The sequence below is a fragment of the Paenibacillus sp. FW101-FHT12H11 genome, assembly GCF_058790355.1.
Window position 1 is genome coordinate 51,301 of record NZ_JBYTCO010000010.1, and the last position, 23,217, is coordinate 74,517.

Below are 23,217 nucleotides of genomic sequence, written 5' to 3' on the forward strand. Positions count from 1 at the left end.
CAAAAATGATTGAATGCATAGCCCTTTCTCCTGTTTTTCGTTCAGCTGAATGGGAAAAGGCCATCCCCAAGGTCATCAAGACCTCTGAGACAGCCTCATATCTAAACTTATCTGAAACTTGCCTTGGATGATGAATAGGAAGCAGGACGAGAGCCTTTCGTACGCTTAGGTGAGAGCACGCTGCCCAGCCCCATAAGAAAGGTCGGGATCCCTGCGGCGATGAGTACGAGAATCCAATCCTTCCATCCAAGAGGAACGGTTTTGAAGATCGGTTGAAGAGTATCCACATACATAACGGCGAGCATCAAAATAAGAGAGGATAATACCGCAAGAACAAGGTAACGATTTTGTAATGGATTGCGGTGAAAAATCGAACGGGAGCTGCGGCAGTCGAACACATGGATCAGCTGAGCCATGACTAGCGTAGCGAAGGCGACGCTTTGCGCTTTCAATAACGTTGCGGCATCCGAAGGATCCGCCCGCAGTACGAGCCAGAAAGCCGCCAAGGTGCAGACACCGATGAGAATTCCGCGGGAGATGATTTTCCAGCCAAGCCGTCTGGCGAAAATGTTCTCCTTCGAGGAGCGTGGCTTATGCTGCATCAAGTCCTTCTCGGCTTGGTCGACACCCAGCGCCATCGCCGGAAGGCCGTCCGTCACCAGATTCACCCACAGAATTTGGATCGGTACCAACGGCAGCGGCAGGCCAGCCATCATTGCAATAAACATGGTCATAATCTCGCCGACATTGGACGCCAGCAAATACCGGATGAACTTGCGGATATTTTCGTAAATCCCCCGTCCTTCTTCAATCGCTGCGACAATGGTGGAGAAATTATCGTCGCTGAGAATCAAGGAAGAAGCTTCCTTTGAAACGTCCGTCCCCGTAATCCCCATCGCGATTCCGATATCAGCCGCTTTAATCGCCGGCGCGTCGTTCACTCCGTCACCCGTCATAGCGACAACATGTCCTTTACGCTGCAAAGCTTTGACAATACGCAGCTTATGCTCAGGGGATACCCTTGCATACACGTAAGTATCATTCACCTTGGCTTCGAGATCCTCGTCCGACATGGAAGCGAGCTGCTGCCCGCTCAAGCTGACGCCACTGCCTTGAATCATGCCAAGCTGTTTGGCAATGGCTTCTGCCGTCGTCTGATGGTCGCCGGTTATCATAATCGTTTTAATGCCTGCTTTGCGGCACTTGGAGATGGCTTCGCGCACTTCTTTACGAGGCGGATCAATCATGCCCGTTAAGCCGATGAAGACCAAGCCGTTTTCCACCGTTTCATAGTCGTCGTAGCGATCAGTGCTTTTTAGCTCCTTATAGGCGATGCCAAGCACCCGCAGGGCGGATCTGGCCATGCCTTCATTGGCCGCCATTACTTTTTGCTTCAGCGTAGAAGTGAATGGAATGACTTTGCCATCCCATAGAATGTAGCTGCAGTGCTGAAGCAGTACGTCTGGCGCGCCCTTGGTGCATGCCATGCGTCCATTTTCCGAAGTCACCAGAACGGACATCCGTTTGCGCTCGGAATCAAAAGGGAATTCGGCGATCCGTTTATACTTGTCACTAAGCGACTCTTGCGTAATACCGCTCTTCGCGCTCAGGACAACCAGCGCTCCTTCCGTCGGATCCCCTTTGATATTCCAGACGGAGACGACGTTCTCTTTGGAATCCTTCCCTTTCTTCCGTTTCAGCTCCTGCTTTTCTTCATATAACGTTGCGTTATTACAAAGCACGGACACATGGAGCAGCCTGCTTAATGAAGGGTTTTTGAGCAGATCGGCGTTTTGTCCGCCAATTTGAATGTCCCCTACCGGCGTATAGCCGTCCCCCGTCACTTCCAGCACATCGCCGCCAACCCATAAATGGGTAACGGTCATTTTGTTCTGTGTGAGTGTTCCTGTTTTATCGGAGCAGATCACCGAAGCGCATCCTAATGTTTCAACAGAAGGCAGCTTTCTTACGATCGCTTTGCGTTTAATCATCCGCTGCACGCCAAGCGCCAGAGCTATTGTCACAATAGCAGGCAAGCCTTCTGGAATGGCAGCGACGGCTAAGCTCACTCCTGCCAAGAACATCGCATACGGCTGTTGTCCGTGCATAATACCGGCAACGACGACGAGAACGGTTAACGCGATTGCGACAATAATCAATATTTTCCCCAGCTGTTCCAGACGATGCTGAAGCGGCGTTTCCATGGATTCCGTATTTTGAATCAAATCTGCGATTTTACCCATTTCCGTATTCATTCCGATTCGAACGACAACAGCTTTGGCAGTGCCTCTGGAAACCATCGTCCCCATAAACCCTAGATTCCGCTGATCCCCGAGCGGTACTTCATCATGCGCAATCGCTGCTGTTTGCTTACTGACGGCTACAGACTCGCCTGTTAGCGCTGATTCCTCGATATAGACGCCATTCGTCTCCAAGAACCGCACATCTGCCGGAATCCTGTCCCCGCTTTCCAGTAAAATAATATCGCCAGGCACCAAATCGCGAGCCGGTATTTGATGAATGGCGCCTTCCCTCCACACGTTCGCATTCGGAGCTGACAATTCCTTAAGTGCGCGTAGCGAACGTTCGGCGCGGAATTCTTGGGTAAAGCCAAGGATGCCGTTCATGACAATAATGACAACGATCGTGATAGCATCTAGATATTCGCCCAGCAAGCCAGAGATCAGAGTTGCCCCCAATAACACCAGCACCATGAAATCTTTGAATTGATTCAATAGCAGCGTAATCGGAGAGACGCGATTGCCTTCAGTCAGCTCATTGCGACCCGCTTCTCCCTGCCGCTTCCAGGCCTCTTCCCAGGGCAATCCTTGCTGCGTGTCCACCTGCTGTAACTGCAGGACTTCTTCCGATGTCAACTGGTACCACTTATTCTGACTCATTCGCCCTTCTCCCTCCCACTTCCCACTTGATCTTGCCTCCCACTCATACGTAAATGTATTCAGACAAGCCGGAAAATATCCCTGAAATCATCTTTCCCGGTGGCTAAGGCTTAAGTTTTTGTGAAAAGTATGGCATCATAGAGATTAGCAAAGTTTTCACCTAGAATGGAGTTGTATGTATCATGGCTTTAGACGGATTAGTCCTACACGCGATTGTTCATGAATTACAAACGTGTGTCGGTGGCCGCATTAATAAAATTCACCAGCCCAGCGAGAATGACGTCATCCTGCAAATCCGGGCGCAAGGGCAAAATCTCAAACTACTTCTTTCAGCGAATCCCACGTTCCCACGGGTCCAGCTCACGGAGCAAACCTCTTTGAATCCGATGGATGCCCCTATGTTCTGCATGCTCCTGCGCAAGCACTGTGAGAACGGAGTTATTGAAGCCGTGGAACAAATTGGCATGGAACGTGTCATCCGGCTGCAAATCCGCCACCGAGATGAATTAGGCGATATGAGCACCAAAGAAATCCTCGTGGAAATTATGGGGAGGCATAGCAATATCATTCTGCTGGATCCGGCAACGGACACCATTTTGGATGGTATTCATCACGTAACCCCTGCCATTTCTTCCTACCGGGTTGTCATGCCAGGAAGCAAGTATGTCACACCGCCTGTGCAGGATAAGCAAAATCCACTTAACGTGGATAAACCAAACTTCCTTGATGCGATGGCTCAAATGTCCGGGGAAGATACCTCTGGTTCGGATAAACCCGAACATCGGCTTGTCGCCGCCTTCAGCGGGTTAAGCCCATTAATTGCCAAAGAGATCGTATACCGCGGCCGCAAGAGCGATGGAAACGAACAAACGGTCGATCTCGACGCTGTATGGCATGCTTTTGACCATGTCATGTCGGCTGTGCGTCAGCACCACTACGAACCTATCATTACCGAGCAGACAAGTACCGGCAAATTGTTCTTCGCCATGACACCGCTCACGCACATTGAAGGCACGTCTACGACGTATCCGACGCCTAGCGCATGCTTGGAGATGTTTTATGGAGACAAAGCCGAAAGAGATACAGTCAAACAACGCGTGGCGGATTTACTCCGTTTTTTACAAAATGAATCAAACAAAAATGTTAAAAAACTGGAAAAACTGCAAGAGACCGTCGAAGATTCCAAAGATGCCGACAAATTTCGAATACTTGGCGAGCTGCTGACAGCTTCCCTGCACGCCGTTAACAAAGGGGATCGCGAGCTTGAGACGATCAACTACTACGATGAAGATCAGGCCTTGATCAAAATTCCGTTGGATCCGCTGTTGACCCCGTCAGAAAATGCGCAACGCTATTTTAAAAAATACACAAAAATGAAAAACAGTACCGCCATTGTCGAGGAACAAATCGAACAAACGCATCAAGAAATTACGTATCTAAATTCCTTGCTGCAGCAACTAGGCGTAGCCTCCTTGACCGATATCGAAGAAATCCGCGATGAGCTTATGGAACAGGGCTATATACGCGACCGCAACAAAAAGCAGCGCAAAAAGAAGAAAAAGGATAAGCCTGCCTTGGCATGTTATATGTCTAGTGAGCAAATTCCGATCTACGTCGGCAAAAATAATACGCAAAACGAATTTTTGACCAACCGGCTTGCTTCCTCCTCCGATACTTGGCTGCATACGAAGGATATCCCCGGCTCCCATGTCGTGATCCGAAGCGACAACTATTCCGAGGCAACTCTGCGAGAGGCGGCGCAATTAGCCGCATATTTCAGCCAAGCCAAGCACTCCAGCCAAGTTCCTGTTGACTATACAGCGATCAAACATGTCCATAAACCGAATGGCTCCAAGCCTGGATTCGTTATCTATGTGAATCAGAAAACGCTATTCGTAACGCCGGATGAACAGGAAATCAAACAAATGAAAGTAACTGTAAAATAGAGAAAGAACCTAGCGCATCTTACTGCACTAGGTTCTTTTTGCTTGTGTTTATTCCGATTCCGCTTCTAACTTTCTAGCCAAATTGAGAAGATACGCTTTCACCTGCTGCTGCAAATCCGGACGTTGAAGGGCAAGCTCGATGGTCGCTTCAATATAGCCGAATTTGTCGCCAACGTCGTAACGATTCGCCTGCATCAAATAAGCGGCCATTTGCTGCTCTCTATTCAGGACACGGAGCGCATCCGTTAATTGAATTTCTCCGCCCCGGCCAGGCTCTTGCCGTTCCAGGATGCCGAATATTTCAGGCATGATCAAGTAGCGGCCGATCACAGCCAAATTCGAAGGTGCTTGGTCCCGGTCAGGTTTCTCGACCAAATCTTCAATCAACCGATAACTGCCGTAGCTCGTCGCTGGGGAAACAATCCCATATTTGCTCACATCTTCCCAAGGCACTTCTTGTACAGCGATAACGGACGTTTCCGTCTGTTCGTAAATATCCAACATCTGCTTGAGTCCAGGTGGAGATGATTGCAGAATGTCATCGCCTAAAAGCACGGCAAACGGCTCATCGCCAATAAACTTACGTGCGCAAAGGATGGCGTGACCGAGACCTAAGGGCTGCTTTTGCCGAATATAATGAACGTCAGCCAGGTTAGAGACAGACTGCACAATATTCAACAATTGCGTGCTGCCTTTTTCCTCGAGCATCATTTCAAGTTCAACGGATTTATCAAAATGATCTTCAATCGCCCGCTTGTTGCGGCCGGTTACAATGATGATATCCTCAATCCCGGACTCAATTGCTTCTTCCACAATGTATTGGATGGCAGGCTTGTCCACAATGGGCAACATTTCTTTGGGCTGCGCTTTCGTGGCTGGCAGGAAGCGGGTTCCTAAACCAGCCGCAGGAATGATCGCTTTGCGAATCTTTTTCATTAACGCGGCTCCTTCTCGGTTTGTAGATATTGCAAAACTTCAGTCCCAATTCGTTTGGAACCGATAGGCGCATGAAAAACAACTCCGCCCCGTTCGCCGTGGAAATCTGAACCTGCTGTAATGAGAAGGCCTGTGCGCCGGGCAAGCTCAAGATATCTCGCTTCATCTTCCGGCGTATGGTCGGAATGGTAGACCTCAATGCCGTCTAATCCTTGCTGCGTAATAGCCTCAACGAGTGCATCGTCATGATAAATGCCAGGATGAGCAAGTACGGCCTTTCCACCCGCTTCATGAATCCATTGGATGGCCGTTTCCGGTTTGATGCGCGGCGGGTTGGCATAAGCGGCAGCGCCTGTAGCCAAATACTTGTCAAAGGCCTCGCCAATGGAGGAAACATAACCTTTGTTCAGAAGCACAGCAGCAATATGGGGTCTTCCGACAGTATCGCCCTTACGCTTAATATTCGCTACTTCTTTGAGCACATCATCCATCGTAATTTCCATGCCTAACTGCTGCAAACGCTCAATAATCATATCGTTCCGTGCGTTTCGGGTGTCACGCAAAGAGGCCAATCTTTCCAGAAACTGACGATCATCGATTTGAATATAGTATCCCAGCACATGGATGTCTTGGCCACCCGCGACAGTTGAGATCTCAACCCCAGGTACAACTTCAATGCCGAGCTTCACTCCCTCTGAAAGCGCCTCAGCCACTCCTGAAACCGTATCATGATCCGTAATCGCTATTGCCGCCAATCCGGCATCATGCGCCATTTGCACATTAGCCGCAGGCCGCTGCGTCCCGTCCGAAGCCGTTGTATGCGTATGTAAATCCGCTTCCATTTTAACTGTCACATGGGCTGTCATTTCCGCTTCCCCCTTTTTTCTTATCCCTTACAGGTGGTGCTGCACATTTTAAAGAAAACGGCTTAATTCCTCCTGCTGTAAAAAGGTCATAAAACTGACTGCAGATATAGGAAGCAGCGTGGAATTTAAATAAATCGCATAGAAGCTGCGTTCAAACCTAATATTCTCAATCGTCTTCACTTTAAACAATCCTAAGGTCACTTCATGCTTAACCGAAGACTGCGATAGGATCGAAATACCAAGTCCAGCTTCAACGGCTGATTTAATAGCGCCAGTGCTGCCTAATTCCATGACAATCTTCATCGTGGAGCAATCCATGTTGCAGCGGGCGAATTCCTCTTCCATGACCCTTCGAGTTCCGGACCCCTGCTCACGAAGCACAAATGGATATTTCAACACTTCTTCGAGTGTAACAACCTCCAGGTCTGCTAAAGGGTGGTCCGTCGGTACAATAAGCTTCAACTCATCGCTTAGAATCGCTTCCGTATGAACATCCGGATGATGAATCGGTGCCTCAACAAGCCCGAAATTCAGCTGATGACCCAGAACCTCATCGAGAATTTGTGTCGTATTCATTACCTTCATGGAAACGGAGATGTTCGGGTAATCTTTGCTGAAGGGACCCAGGAGACGAGGTAATATGTATTCGCCCATCGTCAAGCTTGCGCCAAGTTGGAGACGCCCTTCAATCATTTTGGTGAACTTGGACATCGCCACGTCCGTCTCCCGAATCAGCTCAATGCTATTTTTCGCAAACGGCATGAGCGCTCTTCCCGCTTCAGAAAGCTCAATCTTCTTGGTGCTGCGGTGAAATAGCTTCACGCCGAAATAATCCTCGAGGGATTGAACCTGCATCGTAACGGCAGGCTGGGTCATATGGAGCGCCCCGGCGGCATGTGAGAAACTTCCTTTTTCCGCGACGGTATAAAAAATGTGAAGTTGATGAAAATTAAGTGCCATGAAACCCCGCCTCTCTTTGCTACCATTATATGAAATTGCGCGCGCGCAGTCCATTCAGACGTAAAAAGAGCATGCCCGATGGACACGCCCTTGATCCAGCTATTATCCAGTTACCGGCGCTTGCGGCTGTTCTTAATCAACGTCATGCGCCTTGAATGCCTAAGCCAAGAATAATATGATTTCAAATCGCGAAGCTCCATGGTTTCGGACATTCTCCCGAGGAAGGTGACGATGATCATCTTATGCAGCGGATTGCCCACCAGATCCGTTTCATTCTCCAAGTGAGAAAACTCAGCAACGACGACAAGGTCATCATCAATCAGATAAACATCTTCTTCATTTCGATAATAAGGGACGATGTCACCATTTTTAAGCTTTTCCCACAGAAAAGCACAGATTTCCTCCAGTGAGTTGTTTTCACTAGAAACACGATCACTCCATCTCAGCTTCGCATGATTCGTGATCACGACATCCGCTACTTTCTTGTCACCCAGCTGCACGAAGAATGGTTCGTAAGTACTCCATCTCCCCATTACTTTGTCTTTCATGATCACACCCCCTTTCCTACAAAAATGAGTCCGCGTACCTATTCCATGAATGTATGTATGTTATAGTTTACTTGATTATAACTTTTTTTCCCATGTAAGAATATATAAAATTATTAATAAATATTTGTGAATTCATGAAAAAATGCTTATTATCTAAAAATTCAAAAAATAAAAAAAGCTTCTTCCGAAGCTTTCGTTTTGCACTACAGCCTCAAAGGGTGTAAAATCTAGTTTTGTCCGGTACTTCACTACTGTATTCGGTTTTGATTTCGTTGCGATACGACTTCTCTACTTTTTTGACGTAGGGCAGCTTAAGTAAGCTGCGAGTCGTTTCTTCAACTTTGCTTGCATGTATATAAAGAACCGCATAATTCATTTTCTTGGATATGTAATGAAGCGAGCCGAATCTTTCCAAGTTTCTGGCGGCTTTAACATCATTAACCCAAATGATTAACCCGCTACGCTCAATCATCATGATTGCAACCTCTTTTCAATAATCCTAGTATGGAGTGATACCCTTACATGAAGCCTTCTAACACCATTGTCCGCGTGTACCGCGGGAACATAACGGAAAGTATTCACCGCGTTCATCTCGCGGTCGTTAATACCAAGGGCTCGCTGCTGCACGGCGCAGGCGACCCACAGCTCCTTACCTTCGCCCGTTCGACGGCGAAGCTCATTCAAGCGCTGCCGGTCATCGAGTCCGGCGCGGCGGATCATTTCGGCCTTGGCGAGGCCGAAATCGCTTTGTGCTGCGCTTCCCACAACGGGGAAGCCGAGCACGTGAGCGCTGCCCAAGGCATCTTGGGCAAGCTCGGTTTCCACCACGAGCACCTGCAGTGCGGTGCTCATGAGCCCTACCACGCGCCGACCGCACAGGCGATGCGCGAGCGGGGAGAAGCGCCGACCACGCTGCATAACAACTGCTCGGGCAAGCATTCAGGCATGCTGGCACTTTGTGCACACCTCGGTGCATCGCCGGATACATACATGAGCCTGCAGCATCCTGTGCAGCAGCTCATGTTGGAGGCGGTTTGCGTGATGTCAGACATCCCCAAATCGCAGATGGAGCTAGGGATCGACGGCTGCGGAGTGCCCGTATTCGGCATGCCCATCCATCATCTAGCCCTTGCATTCGCCCGGCTTGGAAGCCCGGAAGCGCTGCCTGAAGTCCGTGCAAACGCTTGCCAGAGAATCGTCGCCGCGGTGCGAAAATATCCTCAATTCCTAGCAGGCAGCGATCGCTTCGATACGCAATTAATCGAAGCCACGCAAGGCCGAATCATCGGCAAAATGGGCGCTGAGGGTATTTTCGCACTAACGGTTCCCGATAAGGGGTTGGGTTTTGTGCTGAAGATTGAAGACGGTAATCAGCGAGCGTTATATCCTGCTGTCGTTGAAGCTCTGAAGCAATTAGATCTGCTTTCGGCATCCGAAGTCAACAAGCTTGCTGCATTTCACACGCCTACCGTTCATAACTGGCAAGGAACCGAGGTCGGAATCATCCGCCCCGATTTCCAGTTATAACATGGGTTAACCGCAATTGCCGCTGCAGCTTCCGCCGGAGGAACATCCTTTGCCGGTTGGCAGCGGGTTATTGCTTGGAACTTTGATAGAATCAGATACGGCGTGAGCGATCGTCGTGGATACGGTGAACAGTAAATCGTCCAAGCGATCCTCCGCTTCTTTGAATCTGCGAACAGCCTCGACCTGATGTAACTTGTCCTGAACCTCGTTCACAGCAGCCAATGCTTCGTGATAACTCGGGTGATAATGCCCGAAACGCTCGCATTCTTCGAAAGCATCTTTTTTCCTTGCAAAGACGGCTTTCAGCTCTTTCACTTCCGCACTGTTCTCAACAGCGTTCTTCCAATATAAATAATCTGCCACTTCAGCAGAGGAATTAATCATGTCACCCATGTCATAGGCCTGCATAAGGACGGCCGACATATCAATCGTTTCTGTTTCCATCGTCTGTAACATACCTATGTTCAACTTCCTTCCTCTTAAAGAGTATCTAACATCTCTACTATACCACAGTTCCTCAAGAGTTTCTTCCTTTTCTCTAGATATCCTTATCATTAATCCCCGGCAAAATCAATTTCATTTCCTCCCAATCCTCGCCAGACCATGCAATCTCTTGCAATTCTTCAAAGCCCTCCAGAATCCAACCTGTACGTTCTTCGCGCAAGCTTCTAGGAATGATGAAGCGATTCTGCCCTTCTTTGCGCAGCTGTAAGCAGCTCTTCCATTCTATGGCCTTGCGAATCATTTCTTTACGCGTGGAGCCGTGGTAAGAACGAAAGTCCTGCAGCCAACTGGATGGGATATCCCTCATGTCCGGGTACAAGTCATCTCTTTCAGGAAGCTCAGCATCCATCTCATATAGCTGGATGGAATCTCTGGAATAACATAAACCAGGCGTTTGATTACCATATGGACCCTTGGCGGCGTTGCTTCCCTGATCCCCCTCGTCTTTACGGCTGCTTTTAGGGTTATAGCCCATATTCTCTAAACATTTCGTAAGCTGAGGGAGCTGCGCTTTGGGTACGACAAAATCAGCCGCGCCGACACGTTCCCGAAGAAACGGCTGGCACTTCTCATTTCTAAGCAGGGCGTCTGCAATGTCGTTCGATCGGCAGCGAAGCAGCGTTACCTCTTCAAAATGCACTTTGCCGGTCTGCTCGCCCCATTGCCGCAGCGTTACGGTTATTGGCTCAGGAATTTCATAATACGCATTCCCTTGCAGCATGGAGATGATCTCTTCACTACTTTGCCCCATTTCCCAGGCGCGATAAAAGCCTTCTTTTGTCATCCGATAAGTACGAACGTAATCCGTTTGCTTAAGGTCGGCGAACGCCGCGATCTCCCATTCCGTTCGAAGCGAAGCATCTGGAAGCAGCAGAATTTCAAAATCGGGCTGCACATAAAGTGAAGAAGACTCCGAATGTTTTTCCGCAACATCGGATGAATCATCGCTGATTCCTGCTTCTGATCCCTGTTCCTCCCTCAGTGAAATCAGCCAGCGAAACCATATACCGCCTTCTTTATCGGCAGCAAGCTCTATAAAACGGAAGATGGACAGCGGCGCAATCCAACAAGAGAGGAGCGCACGCGAAAGAGAATCAGCTTCTTTCAGCTGATCGCATTCGGAACAGCAGGCCTTAATCGCTCCAACGATAGCATCCAGCTGAGCCCATTGGCCTGTTTCCCCTCTCTCCATCCATGCTAAGCCATGTTGAAGCCAGACAGGTGCAGGAAGCTGCAACTGCCGCCAAACGCCATATAGCGCCTTCTGTTGGCTCTCATAGCTGTCATCCAGCCATGTCAGGAAAACGTCCTTGCACACAACTAGCTGGTCACCCTGCCCTGAAATAAATCCCATCCGAATAGCCATTTCTAACATCAGCGCTGCACCATCATCGTAAATATCCCTGAATGCGTAGGTAATTCCCGCGGCGCGCAGCAGGTCATTCGGAAGCGTGAGATACTGGGTAAGCTTTAAGATTTGCTTTTTATGTAATGTCCCTTTGTTCGTCAAGGGAAGTGAAGACTGCTGCGAACACGCTACCATAAAGTGAAAAAGCTGCTGGGCAAGACCTCGCGGATGCACGGTTGCTTCTTCCTCCTGCGAGCCAGTCGCTTGGGTAGCCCCCGCCGGCATTAATTCAAGCTTGCTATCATCCACCATAGTCATAAGCTTTACGGAAGGAAAAAGCAGTCCCTGCCATGCCTCAAAAGCATCCTCTGGCAGCACAAAAAGCTGTTCCCCCCAGGCTTTGCGGAAAGCGGCAATAACGCCTGCCCGTCTAAGGCCTACCAGGCCTATGGCGACTTGCGCGCCGGCCGTACGGAGACCCGCTTGCTTTTCTAGCGCAGCGTTTGTGAACGACTCACAGCCGAATGCGCTAAGAATAAGACGGAGGGTATTTTTCTCATCTACTGACAAATGAGACAGCAGTCTTAAGAGATATTTCCGGTCCGTCAACAGATCAGGCAGTGAAACTCCCTCTTTGATGTAAGATGAGCACCAGGTCTGGCTGGAAATAAGCTGCTTCAGGGCTTCCGGCATTCGACTCACGACATGCTCATATCTCATACTGTTCTCCTTTACGATCTTTCGTTTCAGGACTCCAACGCGTAATGCAATATTCATAACCTTGTTCAACCAGAAACAATTGACGCTTCATGGCAAAGTCCTGCTCTTTCGTATCCTCGCTGAGGATGGAATAAAAGACGGCTGCATTTGCGCCGCTGCTTTTGGGGCGAAGAATGCGTCCTAGGCGCTGCGCTTCCTCTTGGCGTGACCCATAGCTGCCAGAAACCTGGATAGCCACCGCGGCATCCGGCAAATCAACGGCAAAATTAGCCACCTTGGAAACAATTAGCAGCGGAAGCTGCCCCTTTTTAAATTGATCATACAGCTCCTCTCTGTATTCATAGGCCATTGAACCGCTGATCATCGGCGCGCCGGTGTGAGCTGAAATCTGCTCTAATTGATCAATATATTGGCCAATAATCAAAGTCGGTTCATCGGCATGGAGCCGCAGCAAATGGTCAATTACCTGTTGCTTGGCGCTATTTTCCCCTGCAATCCGGAATTGCTGTCTGGCGCTGGAAGCGCCGTACAGGTCACGATCGCTTTCGGAGAGCGGAACGCGCACTTCCTGACAGGTAACCTTAGCGATCCAACCTTGCGACTCCAATTCTTTCCATGCCATATCAAACTTCTTAGGCCCCACTAAAGAGAATACATCTTCCTCTCGGCCATCTTCTCTGATTAGCGTAGCGGTCAACCCGAGTCTGCGGGTCGCCTGAATGTCCGCTGTAGCGCGGAAAACAGGAGCTGGGAGAAGATGCACCTCATCATAAATAATAAGCCCCCATTCTCTCTCGCTGAACAAACGCATATGAGCGAAGTCGTCTTCTTTTTTTCCACGATGTGTCAGGATTTGATACGTTGCAATAGTAACCGGCCGTACGTCCTTTGTTGTTCCGTTATACTCGCCGACCTGATCTTCGCCGAGCCCTGTTTTGCTCAAAATTTCCCGCTTCCACTGCTTTACGGATGTGACATTCGAAGTAAGGATCAACGTGGCGCAGCTGCATCTTGCCATAGCGGCGATACCAATCACCGTTTTACCTGCCCCGCAAGGCAGCACAAGAACGCCGCTTCCCCCTTCTCCGATGCGATGGAAGGCATCCACGGCACTCTTTTGATAGTCGCGCAGCTGAAAAGGCTCTTCCACTGTTTCTTCGTCACGCAGCCGGATCGGAAGAAATTCACCGCTCCGGTATGCGGCCAAATCTTCAACCGGAAAGCCGAGTTTGGTTAATTCCTGCTTCAACACGCCGCGATATGCCGGCGAAATAGCAATAGCCCGCTCGCCGCGGGTATCTTCTAAATATTTTTTCAACGAATCGTAGGCACGAATTTCTCTTAGTATGACTGTATCATCACTGACGAGATAGAGCTCGTTGCCGACGTCTTCCATGCGTAACAAGCCATAGCGGTTTGCATATTTACGAATCCCGCTTAGCACAGAGGACGGTACGCCGAATTTCGCATTCTGCTGCAAACAAGCTGACATTTGTTCGATCGGCATCCCGGCAGCCGTTGCATTCCACAGCGATAACGGTGTAATCCGGTACATATGGAGATGCTCAGGGCTTTTGATGAGATCCGCAAAACGGGATAGAACCCCCCGAACGGACTCAAATTCGGGATGATGCGTCTCCAATAAGACTGACAAATCGCTTTGTACGATCAGAGGACGAGTAGGATCTACTTTCACTGGTTGCCATCTCCTTTCTCATTAGTATGAAAGGAAAGGACTGGATTTAAACCTATCTGGCCTGTCTGTTTTATTCATAAAAAAGCAAAACGGGCAGCCCGGCGGCGATCGCCGGACTACCCGTTTGATAATTTCTATTCAACGCGAACTGCTTTCTCCTGTGCAAGCAAGCAGAGCTCTGCTGCTTTGAACGTATGCGCCTGCGTCATCGCATTCTCCGTGCGATTGATGCAATCAAGGATCAATTGGCCAAAGAACGGAAAGCCAACTTGTCCATGAAGACTATAGTGTTTCTCGCCTTGCTGATTGACCAGATACAACTGATCTCCTTGCGGATCGCGTGCGATGTCAATATATTTACGAAGCTCAATATATCCTTCTGTTCCCAGAATCAGCGTGCGTCCGTCGCCCCATGTTCCAAGACCGCTCGGTGTCAGCCAGTCCACACGGAAATAGTTGGTCGCGCCGTTATCCCCAACAAGTGTAGCGTCACCGAAATCCTCCAGCTCCGGATAATCCTTCGCATGGTAGTTCGCGACTTTACTGCTTACCACGGTAGCATCTTTGCATCCCGCATAATGCAGAAATTGCTCAATTTGATGAGAGCCGATATCACACAGAATACCGCCATACTTATCTTTTTTGAAAAACCAATCCGGTCGGCCTGCAGCACCCAGTCGGTGCGGCCCAAGACCAATTACCTGAACAACGCGCCCAATAGCGCCTTCTTCGATCAATTGGCCGGCAAACACAGCGCTTTCTACATGCAGACGTTCGCTGAAGTAAACGGCATATTTACGGCCAGTCTCTTCTACCTTAGCTTTGGCAGCAGCAAGTTGATCCAACGAAGTGAATGGCGTTTTGTCTGTAAAGTAGTCTTTGCCATTCTCCATCGCCCGAATACCTAACGGTCCACGCTCGGATGGAACTGCAGCCGCAGCAATCAGCTTAACTTCCGCATCATCGAAAATTTCTTGCTCCGAAGAGGCTGCTTTAGCTTGCGGGTATTTCGCAATAAAAGCTGCTACTTTCGCAGGATCTTGGTCGTAGACCCATTTCAGTTCTGCTCCAGCTTCCAATAAACCATTACACATCCCATAGATATGACCATGATCTAAGGCAATTGCTGCGAAGACGAACTCACCTTTTTGCACGACGATGTTCGGTTTACCTTTTGGTGCATAATTCATTCCATCGCTTTTTTGCATATCCGAATTCCTCCACGATCGTACCCATGTATCGATAGGGTCAAATGGTTAGTCTTATTTATCTTGAAGCGGAAACATCGAAAGTTTTATAGCCAGCTTCTTTGTTAACGGTGGAATTTTTGATTTTGTCCTGCAAATGTTGCTCGAACAGGTCTTCGTCAATCGGCAGATCAACCCAGTTGTCTGTCCACGTGGACAACAGCATCGCATTGGAAAGCATCAAGCCTTTGATGCCTTCTTCCCCTGGAGCAACAAGCGGTGTGCCGTGAAGGATTGCATCAACGAAGTTTTGAGTAATTCCCATGTGGCTTGTTTCTTTACCTTCGATTGGGATATCGATTTTCCAGCATTCCGGTTGACCGAATCCGCCTTTGAATGTTTCGTTAAATTCTCTTTCGGAAACGCGCAAACGCCAGAATGTCAGCTTGCCGTCTTCAATAACAATTTTGCCGCGATCACCGGAAATTTCAAAACGATTTGTTCCCGGAGCTTCCCCTGTTGTTGTAACGAACAACCCTGTCGCGCCGTTCTCGTACTCAACGAATGCTGTTACATCATCTTCTACCTCGATATTGCGGTGTTTTCCGAAGTAACAGAACGCGCGAACACGCTTCGGCATCATGTCAATCGTCCATTGCCACAAATCAAGCTGATGCGGATCCTGGTTAATCAGAACACCGCCGCCTTCGCCAGCCCATGTTGCGCGCCAGCCGCCTGAATCGTAATAGCTTTGGGATCTGTACCAGTTCGTGATGATCCAGTTGGTTCTGCGGATTTCGCCGAGTTCACCGGATTCCACCAGATCTTTGAGCTTTTTATATAAAGGATTTGTACGTTGGTTGTACATCATGCTGAAGATTTTGCCTGACTCTTTAGCCGCTTCATTCATTTGGCGCACTTGTTTCGTATATACGCCTGCCGGTTTCTCACACAGAACATGAAGTCCAGCTTGAAAAGCTTTTATCGCTACTTCAGGATGATCATAGTGTGGAGTCGCAATCAGTACGCTATCGATAGCGCCTGAATTCAGAAATGCGTCAAGATTGTCGAATAATTGGATATCCTGACCTAGGTTTTCTTTCGCCCATTCCAAACGATCCGCTCTGAATTCACATATAGCTGTCAATTCCGCGCCTTTTACTTCGTTTTTCACCAAATATTTGGCATGTCCAGTTCCCATGTTGCCCAGACCGATAATACCAATCCTAACTTTCTCCATATGTACTCACCTTTTTCTCGTCAGATTCACAATTAATTGAACACGTTACCAATGTAGCATATTTCAGCAGTTCGCATCTTGTCGCAGATTGACCACCTTATTGCGAACTTTGACAGATTCGTGCTTTCGCCAAGTAAAAAGGACCGGATGCCCGGTCCAAAATACGCAGATTAATCCTTGATCTTGTTAATCCTTTATCTTGCTCCAACCGGCGTTTTGTCCGAAGAGATTTTGCCGAGTGCTTGGCCCGCTTCATCTTCAAAGCTGCCGCGCACAGCTAGATCTCCGATGGCTACGATACCGACAAGCTCCCCGTTCTCAACGACAGGCAGCCGCCGGATTTGATTTTTCGCCATAATCTTGGCTGCTTCTTCAATAGAAGTATTCGGATCTATCGTTGCAATATCCTTCGTAATTACCTTGTCAACAGCCGTAGAACCTGAATGTTTTTCCGCATATCCGCGGACGACCAAATCACGGTCGGTCACAACACCTATGAGCTTTTTGCCGTCAACAACGGCAACAAATCCGATATCGTGCTGTTTCATTTTCACAGCAATTTCATACACATTATCCTGCAAAGTCACTGTTACGCAATCTTTACTCATAATATCCCGAACTGTTTTCCCAGCCATGTCCACGATCCCTCCCTTAGAGTTGTCTTACAGACATAGCATTCTCCAAAGGATGGACGGCATTCATGCCATATAATCCAAAGCCATTCCAAGCAGCAAATTAGCCGAATTCAGCATGGACTTCTCATCGATATCAAATTTGGGATGGTGATGCGGATGGATAATCCCCGCTTCTACATTGCCCGCTCCAACAAACATGTAACAGCCCGGCCGATGATGCAAATAATAAGAGAAGTCTTCTCCGGCCATAATAAGTGGAGATTCCTGTGTAGCTTCTGCCCCAAATAATGCAGCGCCTACCTTAAAGAATCGACTAGCTTCATTCGCGTCATTCACTACCGTTGGATAGCCCAGCTTATAATCAATTTCGTAAGCAGCTCCATACATTTCGCAAGTCGACTGCACGATCCGTTCGATGCGTTGCTTGACATCTTGTCGAAGCTCTGCGTTAAAAGTTCTAACAGTCCCGCTTAACGCGCTTGTTTCTGCAATGACGTTGAAGCTCGTCCCTCCATGAAAGGAGCCGATACTCACAACGCATGGTTCAATCGGATCCACTTGACGGCTTACAATCGATTGCAGGTTCACAACTAATTGAGAAGCGACATAGATGCTGTCAATGGTTTGATGAGGCAAGCCGCCGTGGCCGCCTTTCCCTTGAATCTGGATGGTAAATTCATCGGGAGCTGCCATTAATGGACCGGCTTTGGAATAAACATGGCCGACTGGGAACGGTGTCCACAAATGCACGCCAAACACAGCATCAACACCTTCAAGCGCTCCATCTTGGATCATGGCATCTGCCCCGCCAGGGGTGATTTCTTCAGCGTGCTGGAATAGGAAAACCAAACTGCCCTTCAACTCCGCCCGGCGCTTACTTGCAACCTTGGCAATCCCGAGCAAGGTAGAGGTGTGGGCATCATGGCCGCATGCATGCATAACCCCTTTGGTCAGCGATGCATATGTGCAGTTTTTCTCATCTTGAATAGGAAGAGCATCCATATCGGCTCGCAGAGCAACGGTTGGTCCGTCTTCGCCGCCGCGAAGAAGCCCGACAACGCCATTGCCGCCAACGCCTTGACGGACTTCAATGTCCCAACTGCGAAGGTGGGTTGCTACGAAATCAGCCGTCCGGTACTCATGGAAGGAGAGTTCAGGGTTTTGATGCAGATAGCGCCTCCAACCAACCATTTCTTCATAAATGGCTTGTAAGTCCGCTTGAAAATCAATCATAGATAACTCCTCCGCTCATCCTTATATGTAGGTATTTCATATTGTGCCTAAGTGATTGACCCTATTCTACCAAATTAATGCGCCAGTTTCATCTCCAAAGTGCCATCAAATATTAGAAATTAGACGAAGCTATCGACTTGCAGAACCATTGGAAACATACTATCATGAATAAAGAATGCATACGTACAATATGGAGGCGTTATAAGTGATTATTGAAGCAACTGGCTTAAAAGGCTTAAAAAGCGATCTGGCTCACCTGGATGAAGTAACGACGAAGCTAGGTTTCGTGCGCTGGCAGTGGGAATACACTCGTGCTACTTATGATTTCAAAATGGAAGATAAAGCAAGTAAATCCGTGTACTTCTTGCGTGTAAATGCCCGTGTAGAATCCGGCAAACTGGAATCCCCTTACGCTATTTTGTTTCTAGAGGATGCATACATAGGCAGAGAAACATTCCCGCATGGTTTGGACTACGATTCACCAATTCCTGAATCTGTGCTCAAACTTTCCAAGCAAAAATTGGATCAGCTGAAGCAAGCATTAGCGGACTAGGCGAGGATACAGCATGAATCCACCTCGAAGAGGAACGCCGGATTTTCTGCTGCTTCTATTAACCTTTGTGCTTGTTTGCTTCGGTCTGGCCATGGTTTTCAGTGCAAGCTCGATGACAAGCGCTTATTATGGAGATCCCTGGGCATTTACGAAAAAGCAGTTAATCGCTGTCGGGATTGGAACCATCGGCATGCTCTTTTGCATGAATCTCCATTACACGAAGCTCAAAAAGCTTGTCATCCCAGCGTTCTTCTTTATCGTGATTGCCCTAATCTTCGTTATCTTCACAACCAAAGCAAACGGAGCCAGCAGTTGGTACACGCTTGGGAAATTCGGGATTCAGCCCACAGAGTTCGCCAAGTTAATTGTCATTCTGTATTTGGCTTCGTTAATCAGCAATAAGGAGGAGAATTTCCGCAATTTCAAAAAGGGGCTTCTCCCCGCCTTGATTGTTGTCGGATTCGTCTGTTTCCTGATCATGCTCCAGCCGGATCTTGGTTCATGCATGATTCTTTTTATTTGTTCGGCCATCGTGATTATGGTTGGCGGCTCCAATTTGAAGCACATTTTCATGCTGGGGACAAGCTTCCTTACCCTTGGTGCAATCGGCGTAGCCCTTTATATGTTAAAAGGCGGCTCCGATGGCAACAACTATCGAATTGACCGTTTGACTTCGTTTATGGATCCTTTCTCGGACCCCCAAGGTGCCGGACATCAAGTGGTCCAGTCCTTATACGCATTTGGACACGGCGGCTTTCGAGGGGCTGGCTTCGGACAAGGCATCCAGAAACTGCACTACTTGCCTGAGGCCCATAACGATTTTATTTTTGCCATTATCGGTGAGGAATTAGGATTTATAGGAAGCTCTCTATTTATTCTTCTTTTCATTTTCTTCATTTGGCGGGGTATCCTTGTTGCCGTTCGCAGTCCGGATATGTTCGGCATGCTAGCAGGGGTAGGAATTATGGTGATGTTCGGCTTTCAAGCCTTTGTTAATATCGGAGGCGTCACAGGAACCATTCCCCTAACCGGGGTAACCCTCCCCTTTATATCGGCCGGAGGATCTTCCATGATGGTCTCTCTGATCAGTATGGGCATTATACTTAGTATATCTAGGGAACAAATACGCAAAGAAGAACCAGCCACCAAAAAAAGACCCTAATCGACACGAAATTCGATTGGGTCTTTTTTTTATTTTACACGAAGAGGATCGTCTGCAAGTTCTTCTTCTCTGAAAGCAACGCCTTCTACTTTAACGTTCACTTCAACCACATTTAAACCTGTCATATTCTCGACAGCTTCCCGAACGTTCTCTTGGAGATCCCTGCATACATCCTGAATACGGGAACCGTAATTGACGATAACGCGTAAATCGATGGCAGCTTCCACTTGACCTACCTCTACTGATACGCCCCGTTGCACGTTTTTACCGCTCAAGCGCTTAGCTAAGCCTTCAGAAATGCCGCCAGACATTCCTGCTATGCCAGCCGTTTCAAGAGCTGCTAGACCTGCTATTGTGGATACTACATCATCAGAAATACGAATTAAACCGGTTTGATTGTCTTCGGACATATGGATCAACTCCTAATATAGGGTTCTTTGAATGGAATGCCAAACTTCTCCACTCTGGTATAAATCTATTGTAATAAGTTCAATAGATGAAAGCAAGAACTGCCGCAAATGTCCAAATCGAATTTACTTTATCAGGCAAAGTGGGTATAGTAAAAAGAAGTAAAAAAGTTCCAATATTTGAAGAGTCGGAGGGTGTACATTGAAAGGTAAATTGTTTTATGCGGGTTTAATCATTTCTTTTGTATTGACAGGGATTGCACACTACATGCATATGGATACAACCCTGCAATTCGTCATTGCCTGTATCGCGATTATTTTTGTTGCCGGGTTCCTAGGCAAAGCGACTGAAAGTGTGGCCCATTATGCTGGCGAACGGGTAGGTGGATTTCTTAACGCCACGTTTGGCAACGCAGCAGAGCTAATCATCGCCATCTTCCTTGTGAAGGACGGCTTGTACGATATCGTGAAGGCCAGCCTTACCGGGGCTATCATCGGGAATCTCCTGCTGGTGCTCGGGCTTAGTATTTTTGCAGGAGGACTTAAGTTCAAAGAGCAGTCGTTTAACGTCAAGCTGGCTTCCCACAACTCGTCTTTGATGATTCTTGGCGTCGTAGCGCTTTTCATTCCAGCGATTTTTACGGGAGGATTAACGTCTAAAGAAACTTCGACGATGAGCATGATCGTCGCGATTTTACTCATAGTCGCCTACTTGCTCTGGCTGTTGTTCTCCATGGTTACCCACAAAAGCATACTTTCCGATGCATCCATTGAGCACGGCGAGGCTGCTTGGTCCAAAACAACATCTATTCTCTTCCTCGTTCTATCCACCGTCATGGTTGCTTTCACGAGTGAATGGCTGGTTGGCACCTTGGAGGAAGTTACACATAAATTCGGATTCTCGGAGCTCTTTGTCGGGGCTTTCCTCGTAGCGATTATCGGGAACGCAGCTGAACACAGCGCAGCCGTCATGATGGCGATGAAAAATAAAATGGGTGCAGCCGTTGAAATTGCCATCGGCAGCTCCTTACAAATTGCGCTATTCGTAGCTCCAGTGCTAGTGTTAGTCAGCTTCTTCATGAGCGGCACGCCAATGAATATCGTCTTCACAACCTATGAGATCGCCGCCATCGGGGTCGCCGTCTTCATCACCAAATCCATCACACAGGATGGTTCAACCAATTGGTATGAAGGTCTCCTCCTGCTCTTTGTCTACATCATCTTGGGCGTCGTATTCTTCCTCGTCTAACATTCGTGTATCACCTCTACATATGCCAAACAAAAAAAGTAACCCGAATGATGGGTTACTTTTTGTTATTCAGCGCTTCATATAGCTGAGCAAGGTTACGTTCAAGCTTGCTGAGAATTTGCTTGCCAGGCATCTCGGAAATAAGTCCCGCACGAATGGCAAAATCAATTTCTCTAGACAGACCGTACATTTGCGTATCTAGAACCTCTTCATACAACGGGCATTGACGTGTTGTCAAATTTTCCATTTGTACTTCGATCAGCTTTTCGATTTTATCTGCATCTTCTTGAAGAAGATTAAGCGCTTTTTGATTCATGTCCAACAACAGATCAGATGAAGACATTCCACTTCCCCCTATACGCATAGTCATCCGTCCTTATATGTATCTATATTAAGCGAAATTGCTCCAATATACAAGAGAAGGTACCCTCAGAGATTCTGAGAGTACCTTCATCAGGCATTAATCTAGTCTTCTACAACATTAACCCCTAGATCATGCTTAGCGAAAACTTCGGCCATAGCGACTTTCGCTTCTTGTTCATCTGGACCGTGAACGTGCAAATCATATTTGCTGGAGCTAAGCAGAGTTGTGAACAACCCCAAAATACTTTTCACATCGATATACTTATTATCATATTGGAGAACGATGGATGATCTAAATTTATTAGCTGTTTGTGAAATTTCAACAATTGCGGCGTTATTAGCACTTGGCATATTTCATTCCTCCATTTATTTGCATATGAGTTGGTCGCCTTGCTTTCTATATGATAACTTGGATAGGTGACAAAGCGCAACTAGAAAATTTCCTGCATTCCCCAACAATTTTTATTTCGATTTGGGTGCCAGCACCTTCTTCACACCATTACCAACAAGAATTAAGATTACAAAGATACCGAGCAGAAGGAGAAGTCTTCCTTTATATTTGTGAAAATGAAATAAATCGTGAGCAATCATGGATTCTAAAAAAACGATGGGAAGTTTCCCAATGACAGTGCCCCATAGAAATTGAGTGAATCGTACTCGAGTGAGTCCTGCAGCAAAGTTAATTGCCGATGACGGTAAAATCGGAATCAATCTCCCTAAAAGTACATAGACAAATCCACGCTGCTCCATGCGGCGGCTGAACTGAGTAACAAGCGGAAATCGTTCTAATTTCTTCTCTACCCAAGCATGTCCATAATAACGAGCAAAATAAAAAGAGGCAATTGCTCCTAGGCAAGACATAATATAGTTGACCAAAAACCCTACTTTAATCCCAAAAAGCGCAACATTCGTCCCGGCTACCAACACAAAAGGAATAAACGGGAAAAAAGTTTGAGCAAATATCAAAGCCATGCCGATGATTTTGCCGGGCCAACCAAGATCATTCAAATGATCTGACAGTTGCCTCATATTGCTGTGAGCAAGTTTAATGCCTATGTGGTTAAAGAAGAAAAAATAAACCAAAAAACCGACTAAAATGATAATAAGTAGAATTGAAAGTATCCGCTTTCTGTTAGCCACTGACAAATTTCGACCATCCTTCCCTTAACCAAACCATTGTATCATGTTACCGTTAGTTCAGGAAGAGAAAAGTAGGGTAAAAGCATGCGTGTCTGAA

22 protein-coding genes are annotated in these 23,217 nt (G+C 47.7%); 5 read left to right on the forward strand and 17 right to left on the reverse strand.

Annotated features, from left to right (window positions below):
* Window positions 1-107: 107 nt before the first annotated feature.
* Complete coding sequence (locus AC3WTJ_RS28350) at window positions 108-2,900, reverse strand: calcium-translocating P-type ATPase, SERCA-type (RefSeq protein WP_492524628.1); 2,793 nt, start codon at window positions 2,898-2,900, stop codon at window positions 108-110.
* 182 nt (window positions 2,901-3,082) lie between these two features.
* On the opposite strand from AC3WTJ_RS28350, the gene AC3WTJ_RS28355 reads away from it, so the two are divergent.
* Complete coding sequence (locus AC3WTJ_RS28355) at window positions 3,083-4,846, forward strand: Rqc2 family fibronectin-binding protein (protein ID WP_492524629.1); 1,764 nt, start codon at window positions 3,083-3,085, stop codon at window positions 4,844-4,846.
* A gap of 48 nt (window positions 4,847-4,894) precedes the next feature.
* Here AC3WTJ_RS28355 and galU read toward each other — a convergent pair whose 3' ends face one another.
* From galU to AC3WTJ_RS28380, 5 genes are all read right to left on the reverse strand, one after another.
* Window positions 4,895-5,782, reverse strand: coding sequence for a UTP--glucose-1-phosphate uridylyltransferase GalU (gene galU / locus AC3WTJ_RS28360; RefSeq protein ID WP_492524630.1), 888 nt, complete (start codon window positions 5,780-5,782; stop codon window positions 4,895-4,897).
* Window positions 5,782-6,648 (reverse strand): PHP domain-containing protein, encoded by an 867-nt coding sequence (locus AC3WTJ_RS28365; protein ID WP_492524631.1) that lies wholly within the window; start codon window positions 6,646-6,648, stop codon window positions 5,782-5,784. The genes galU and AC3WTJ_RS28365 overlap by 1 nt, the downstream gene beginning before the upstream one ends.
* A 48-nt stretch (window positions 6,649-6,696) precedes the next feature.
* Window positions 6,697-7,608: a selenium metabolism-associated LysR family transcriptional regulator gene (locus AC3WTJ_RS28370; protein ID WP_127452186.1), complete on the reverse strand. Its 912-nt coding sequence runs from the start codon at window positions 7,606-7,608 to the stop codon at window positions 6,697-6,699.
* 110 nt (window positions 7,609-7,718) lie between these two features.
* A complete protein-coding gene (locus AC3WTJ_RS28375) occupies window positions 7,719-8,156 on the reverse strand; it encodes a hypothetical protein (RefSeq protein ID WP_127452184.1) in 438 nt (145 codons plus the stop codon).
* 211 nt (window positions 8,157-8,367) lie between these two features.
* On the reverse strand, window positions 8,368-8,631 hold the full coding sequence (locus tag AC3WTJ_RS28380; protein ID WP_127452182.1) for a YlbG family protein: 264 nt from the start codon (window positions 8,629-8,631) through the stop codon (window positions 8,368-8,370).
* Window positions 8,632-8,678: 47 nt separating this feature from the next.
* Between AC3WTJ_RS28380 and AC3WTJ_RS28385 the strand changes: the two genes are divergently transcribed.
* On the forward strand, window positions 8,679-9,683 hold the full coding sequence (locus AC3WTJ_RS28385) for an asparaginase (protein ID WP_492524632.1): 1,005 nt from the start codon (window positions 8,679-8,681) through the stop codon (window positions 9,681-9,683).
* A 6-nt stretch (window positions 9,684-9,689) separates the two neighbouring features.
* On the opposite strand, the gene AC3WTJ_RS28390 is transcribed toward AC3WTJ_RS28385, so the two are convergent.
* From AC3WTJ_RS28390 to AC3WTJ_RS28420, 7 genes are all read right to left on the reverse strand, one after another.
* Window positions 9,690-10,139, reverse strand: a complete 450-nt coding sequence (locus AC3WTJ_RS28390) for a YlbF/YmcA family competence regulator (RefSeq protein WP_127452411.1) — start codon at window positions 10,137-10,139, stop codon at window positions 9,690-9,692.
* Between the two features lie 82 nt (window positions 10,140-10,221).
* Window positions 10,222-12,255, reverse strand: a complete 2,034-nt coding sequence (locus tag AC3WTJ_RS28395; RefSeq protein ID WP_492524633.1) for a helicase-associated domain-containing protein — start codon at window positions 12,253-12,255, stop codon at window positions 10,222-10,224.
* Complete coding sequence (locus AC3WTJ_RS28400; protein ID WP_492524634.1) at window positions 12,245-13,951, reverse strand: DNA repair helicase XPB; 1,707 nt, start codon at window positions 13,949-13,951, stop codon at window positions 12,245-12,247. Before AC3WTJ_RS28400 ends, AC3WTJ_RS28395 begins: the two co-directional genes overlap by 11 nt.
* Window positions 13,952-14,085: 134 nt before the next feature.
* Entirely contained in the window at window positions 14,086-15,159 is a 1,074-nt protein-coding gene (locus tag AC3WTJ_RS28405) for a Gfo/Idh/MocA family protein (protein ID WP_157321395.1), read from the reverse strand.
* Between the two features lie 58 nt (window positions 15,160-15,217).
* On the reverse strand, window positions 15,218-16,378 hold the full coding sequence (locus AC3WTJ_RS28410; RefSeq protein ID WP_492524635.1) for a Gfo/Idh/MocA family protein: 1,161 nt from the start codon (window positions 16,376-16,378) through the stop codon (window positions 15,218-15,220).
* Window positions 16,379-16,572: 194 nt separating this feature from the next.
* Window positions 16,573-17,013, reverse strand: a complete 441-nt coding sequence (locus AC3WTJ_RS28415; RefSeq protein ID WP_492524636.1) for a CBS domain-containing protein — start codon at window positions 17,011-17,013, stop codon at window positions 16,573-16,575.
* A 63-nt stretch (window positions 17,014-17,076) separates the two neighbouring features.
* Window positions 17,077-18,246 (reverse strand): M20 family metallopeptidase, encoded by a 1,170-nt coding sequence (locus AC3WTJ_RS28420; RefSeq protein ID WP_492524637.1) that lies wholly within the window; start codon window positions 18,244-18,246, stop codon window positions 17,077-17,079.
* A 205-nt stretch (window positions 18,247-18,451) separates the two neighbouring features.
* Here AC3WTJ_RS28420 and AC3WTJ_RS28425 point away from each other — a divergent pair, with 205 nt between their 5' ends.
* Window positions 18,452-18,799, forward strand: coding sequence for a YugN family protein (locus AC3WTJ_RS28425; RefSeq protein ID WP_181646160.1), 348 nt, complete (start codon window positions 18,452-18,454; stop codon window positions 18,797-18,799).
* A 13-nt stretch (window positions 18,800-18,812) separates the two neighbouring features.
* Window positions 18,813-19,961: a putative lipid II flippase FtsW gene (ftsW, locus tag AC3WTJ_RS28430; RefSeq protein ID WP_407867829.1), complete on the forward strand. Its 1,149-nt coding sequence runs from the start codon at window positions 18,813-18,815 to the stop codon at window positions 19,959-19,961.
* Between the two features lie 29 nt (window positions 19,962-19,990).
* On the opposite strand, the gene AC3WTJ_RS28435 is transcribed toward ftsW, so the two are convergent.
* On the reverse strand, window positions 19,991-20,371 hold the full coding sequence (locus AC3WTJ_RS28435) for an Asp23/Gls24 family envelope stress response protein (RefSeq protein ID WP_127452164.1): 381 nt from the start codon (window positions 20,369-20,371) through the stop codon (window positions 19,991-19,993).
* Between the two features lie 199 nt (window positions 20,372-20,570).
* On the opposite strand from AC3WTJ_RS28435, the gene cax reads away from it, so the two are divergent.
* Window positions 20,571-21,617, forward strand: coding sequence for a calcium/proton exchanger (gene cax, locus AC3WTJ_RS28440; RefSeq protein WP_407867830.1), 1,047 nt, complete (start codon window positions 20,571-20,573; stop codon window positions 21,615-21,617).
* A 55-nt stretch (window positions 21,618-21,672) separates the two neighbouring features.
* Here cax and AC3WTJ_RS28445 read toward each other — a convergent pair whose 3' ends face one another.
* The 3 genes from AC3WTJ_RS28445 to AC3WTJ_RS28455 form a co-directional block, all read right to left on the reverse strand.
* Complete coding sequence (locus tag AC3WTJ_RS28445) at window positions 21,673-21,960, reverse strand: Fpa/YlaN family protein (RefSeq protein ID WP_056833125.1); 288 nt, start codon at window positions 21,958-21,960, stop codon at window positions 21,673-21,675.
* Window positions 21,961-22,082: 122 nt separating this feature from the next.
* Window positions 22,083-22,331 (reverse strand): HPr family phosphocarrier protein, encoded by a 249-nt coding sequence (locus AC3WTJ_RS28450; protein WP_127452161.1) that lies wholly within the window; start codon window positions 22,329-22,331, stop codon window positions 22,083-22,085.
* Window positions 22,332-22,442: 111 nt separating this feature from the next.
* Complete coding sequence (locus AC3WTJ_RS28455; protein WP_492524798.1) at window positions 22,443-23,120, reverse strand: TVP38/TMEM64 family protein; 678 nt, start codon at window positions 23,118-23,120, stop codon at window positions 22,443-22,445.
* Window positions 23,121-23,217: the final 97 nt, after the last annotated feature.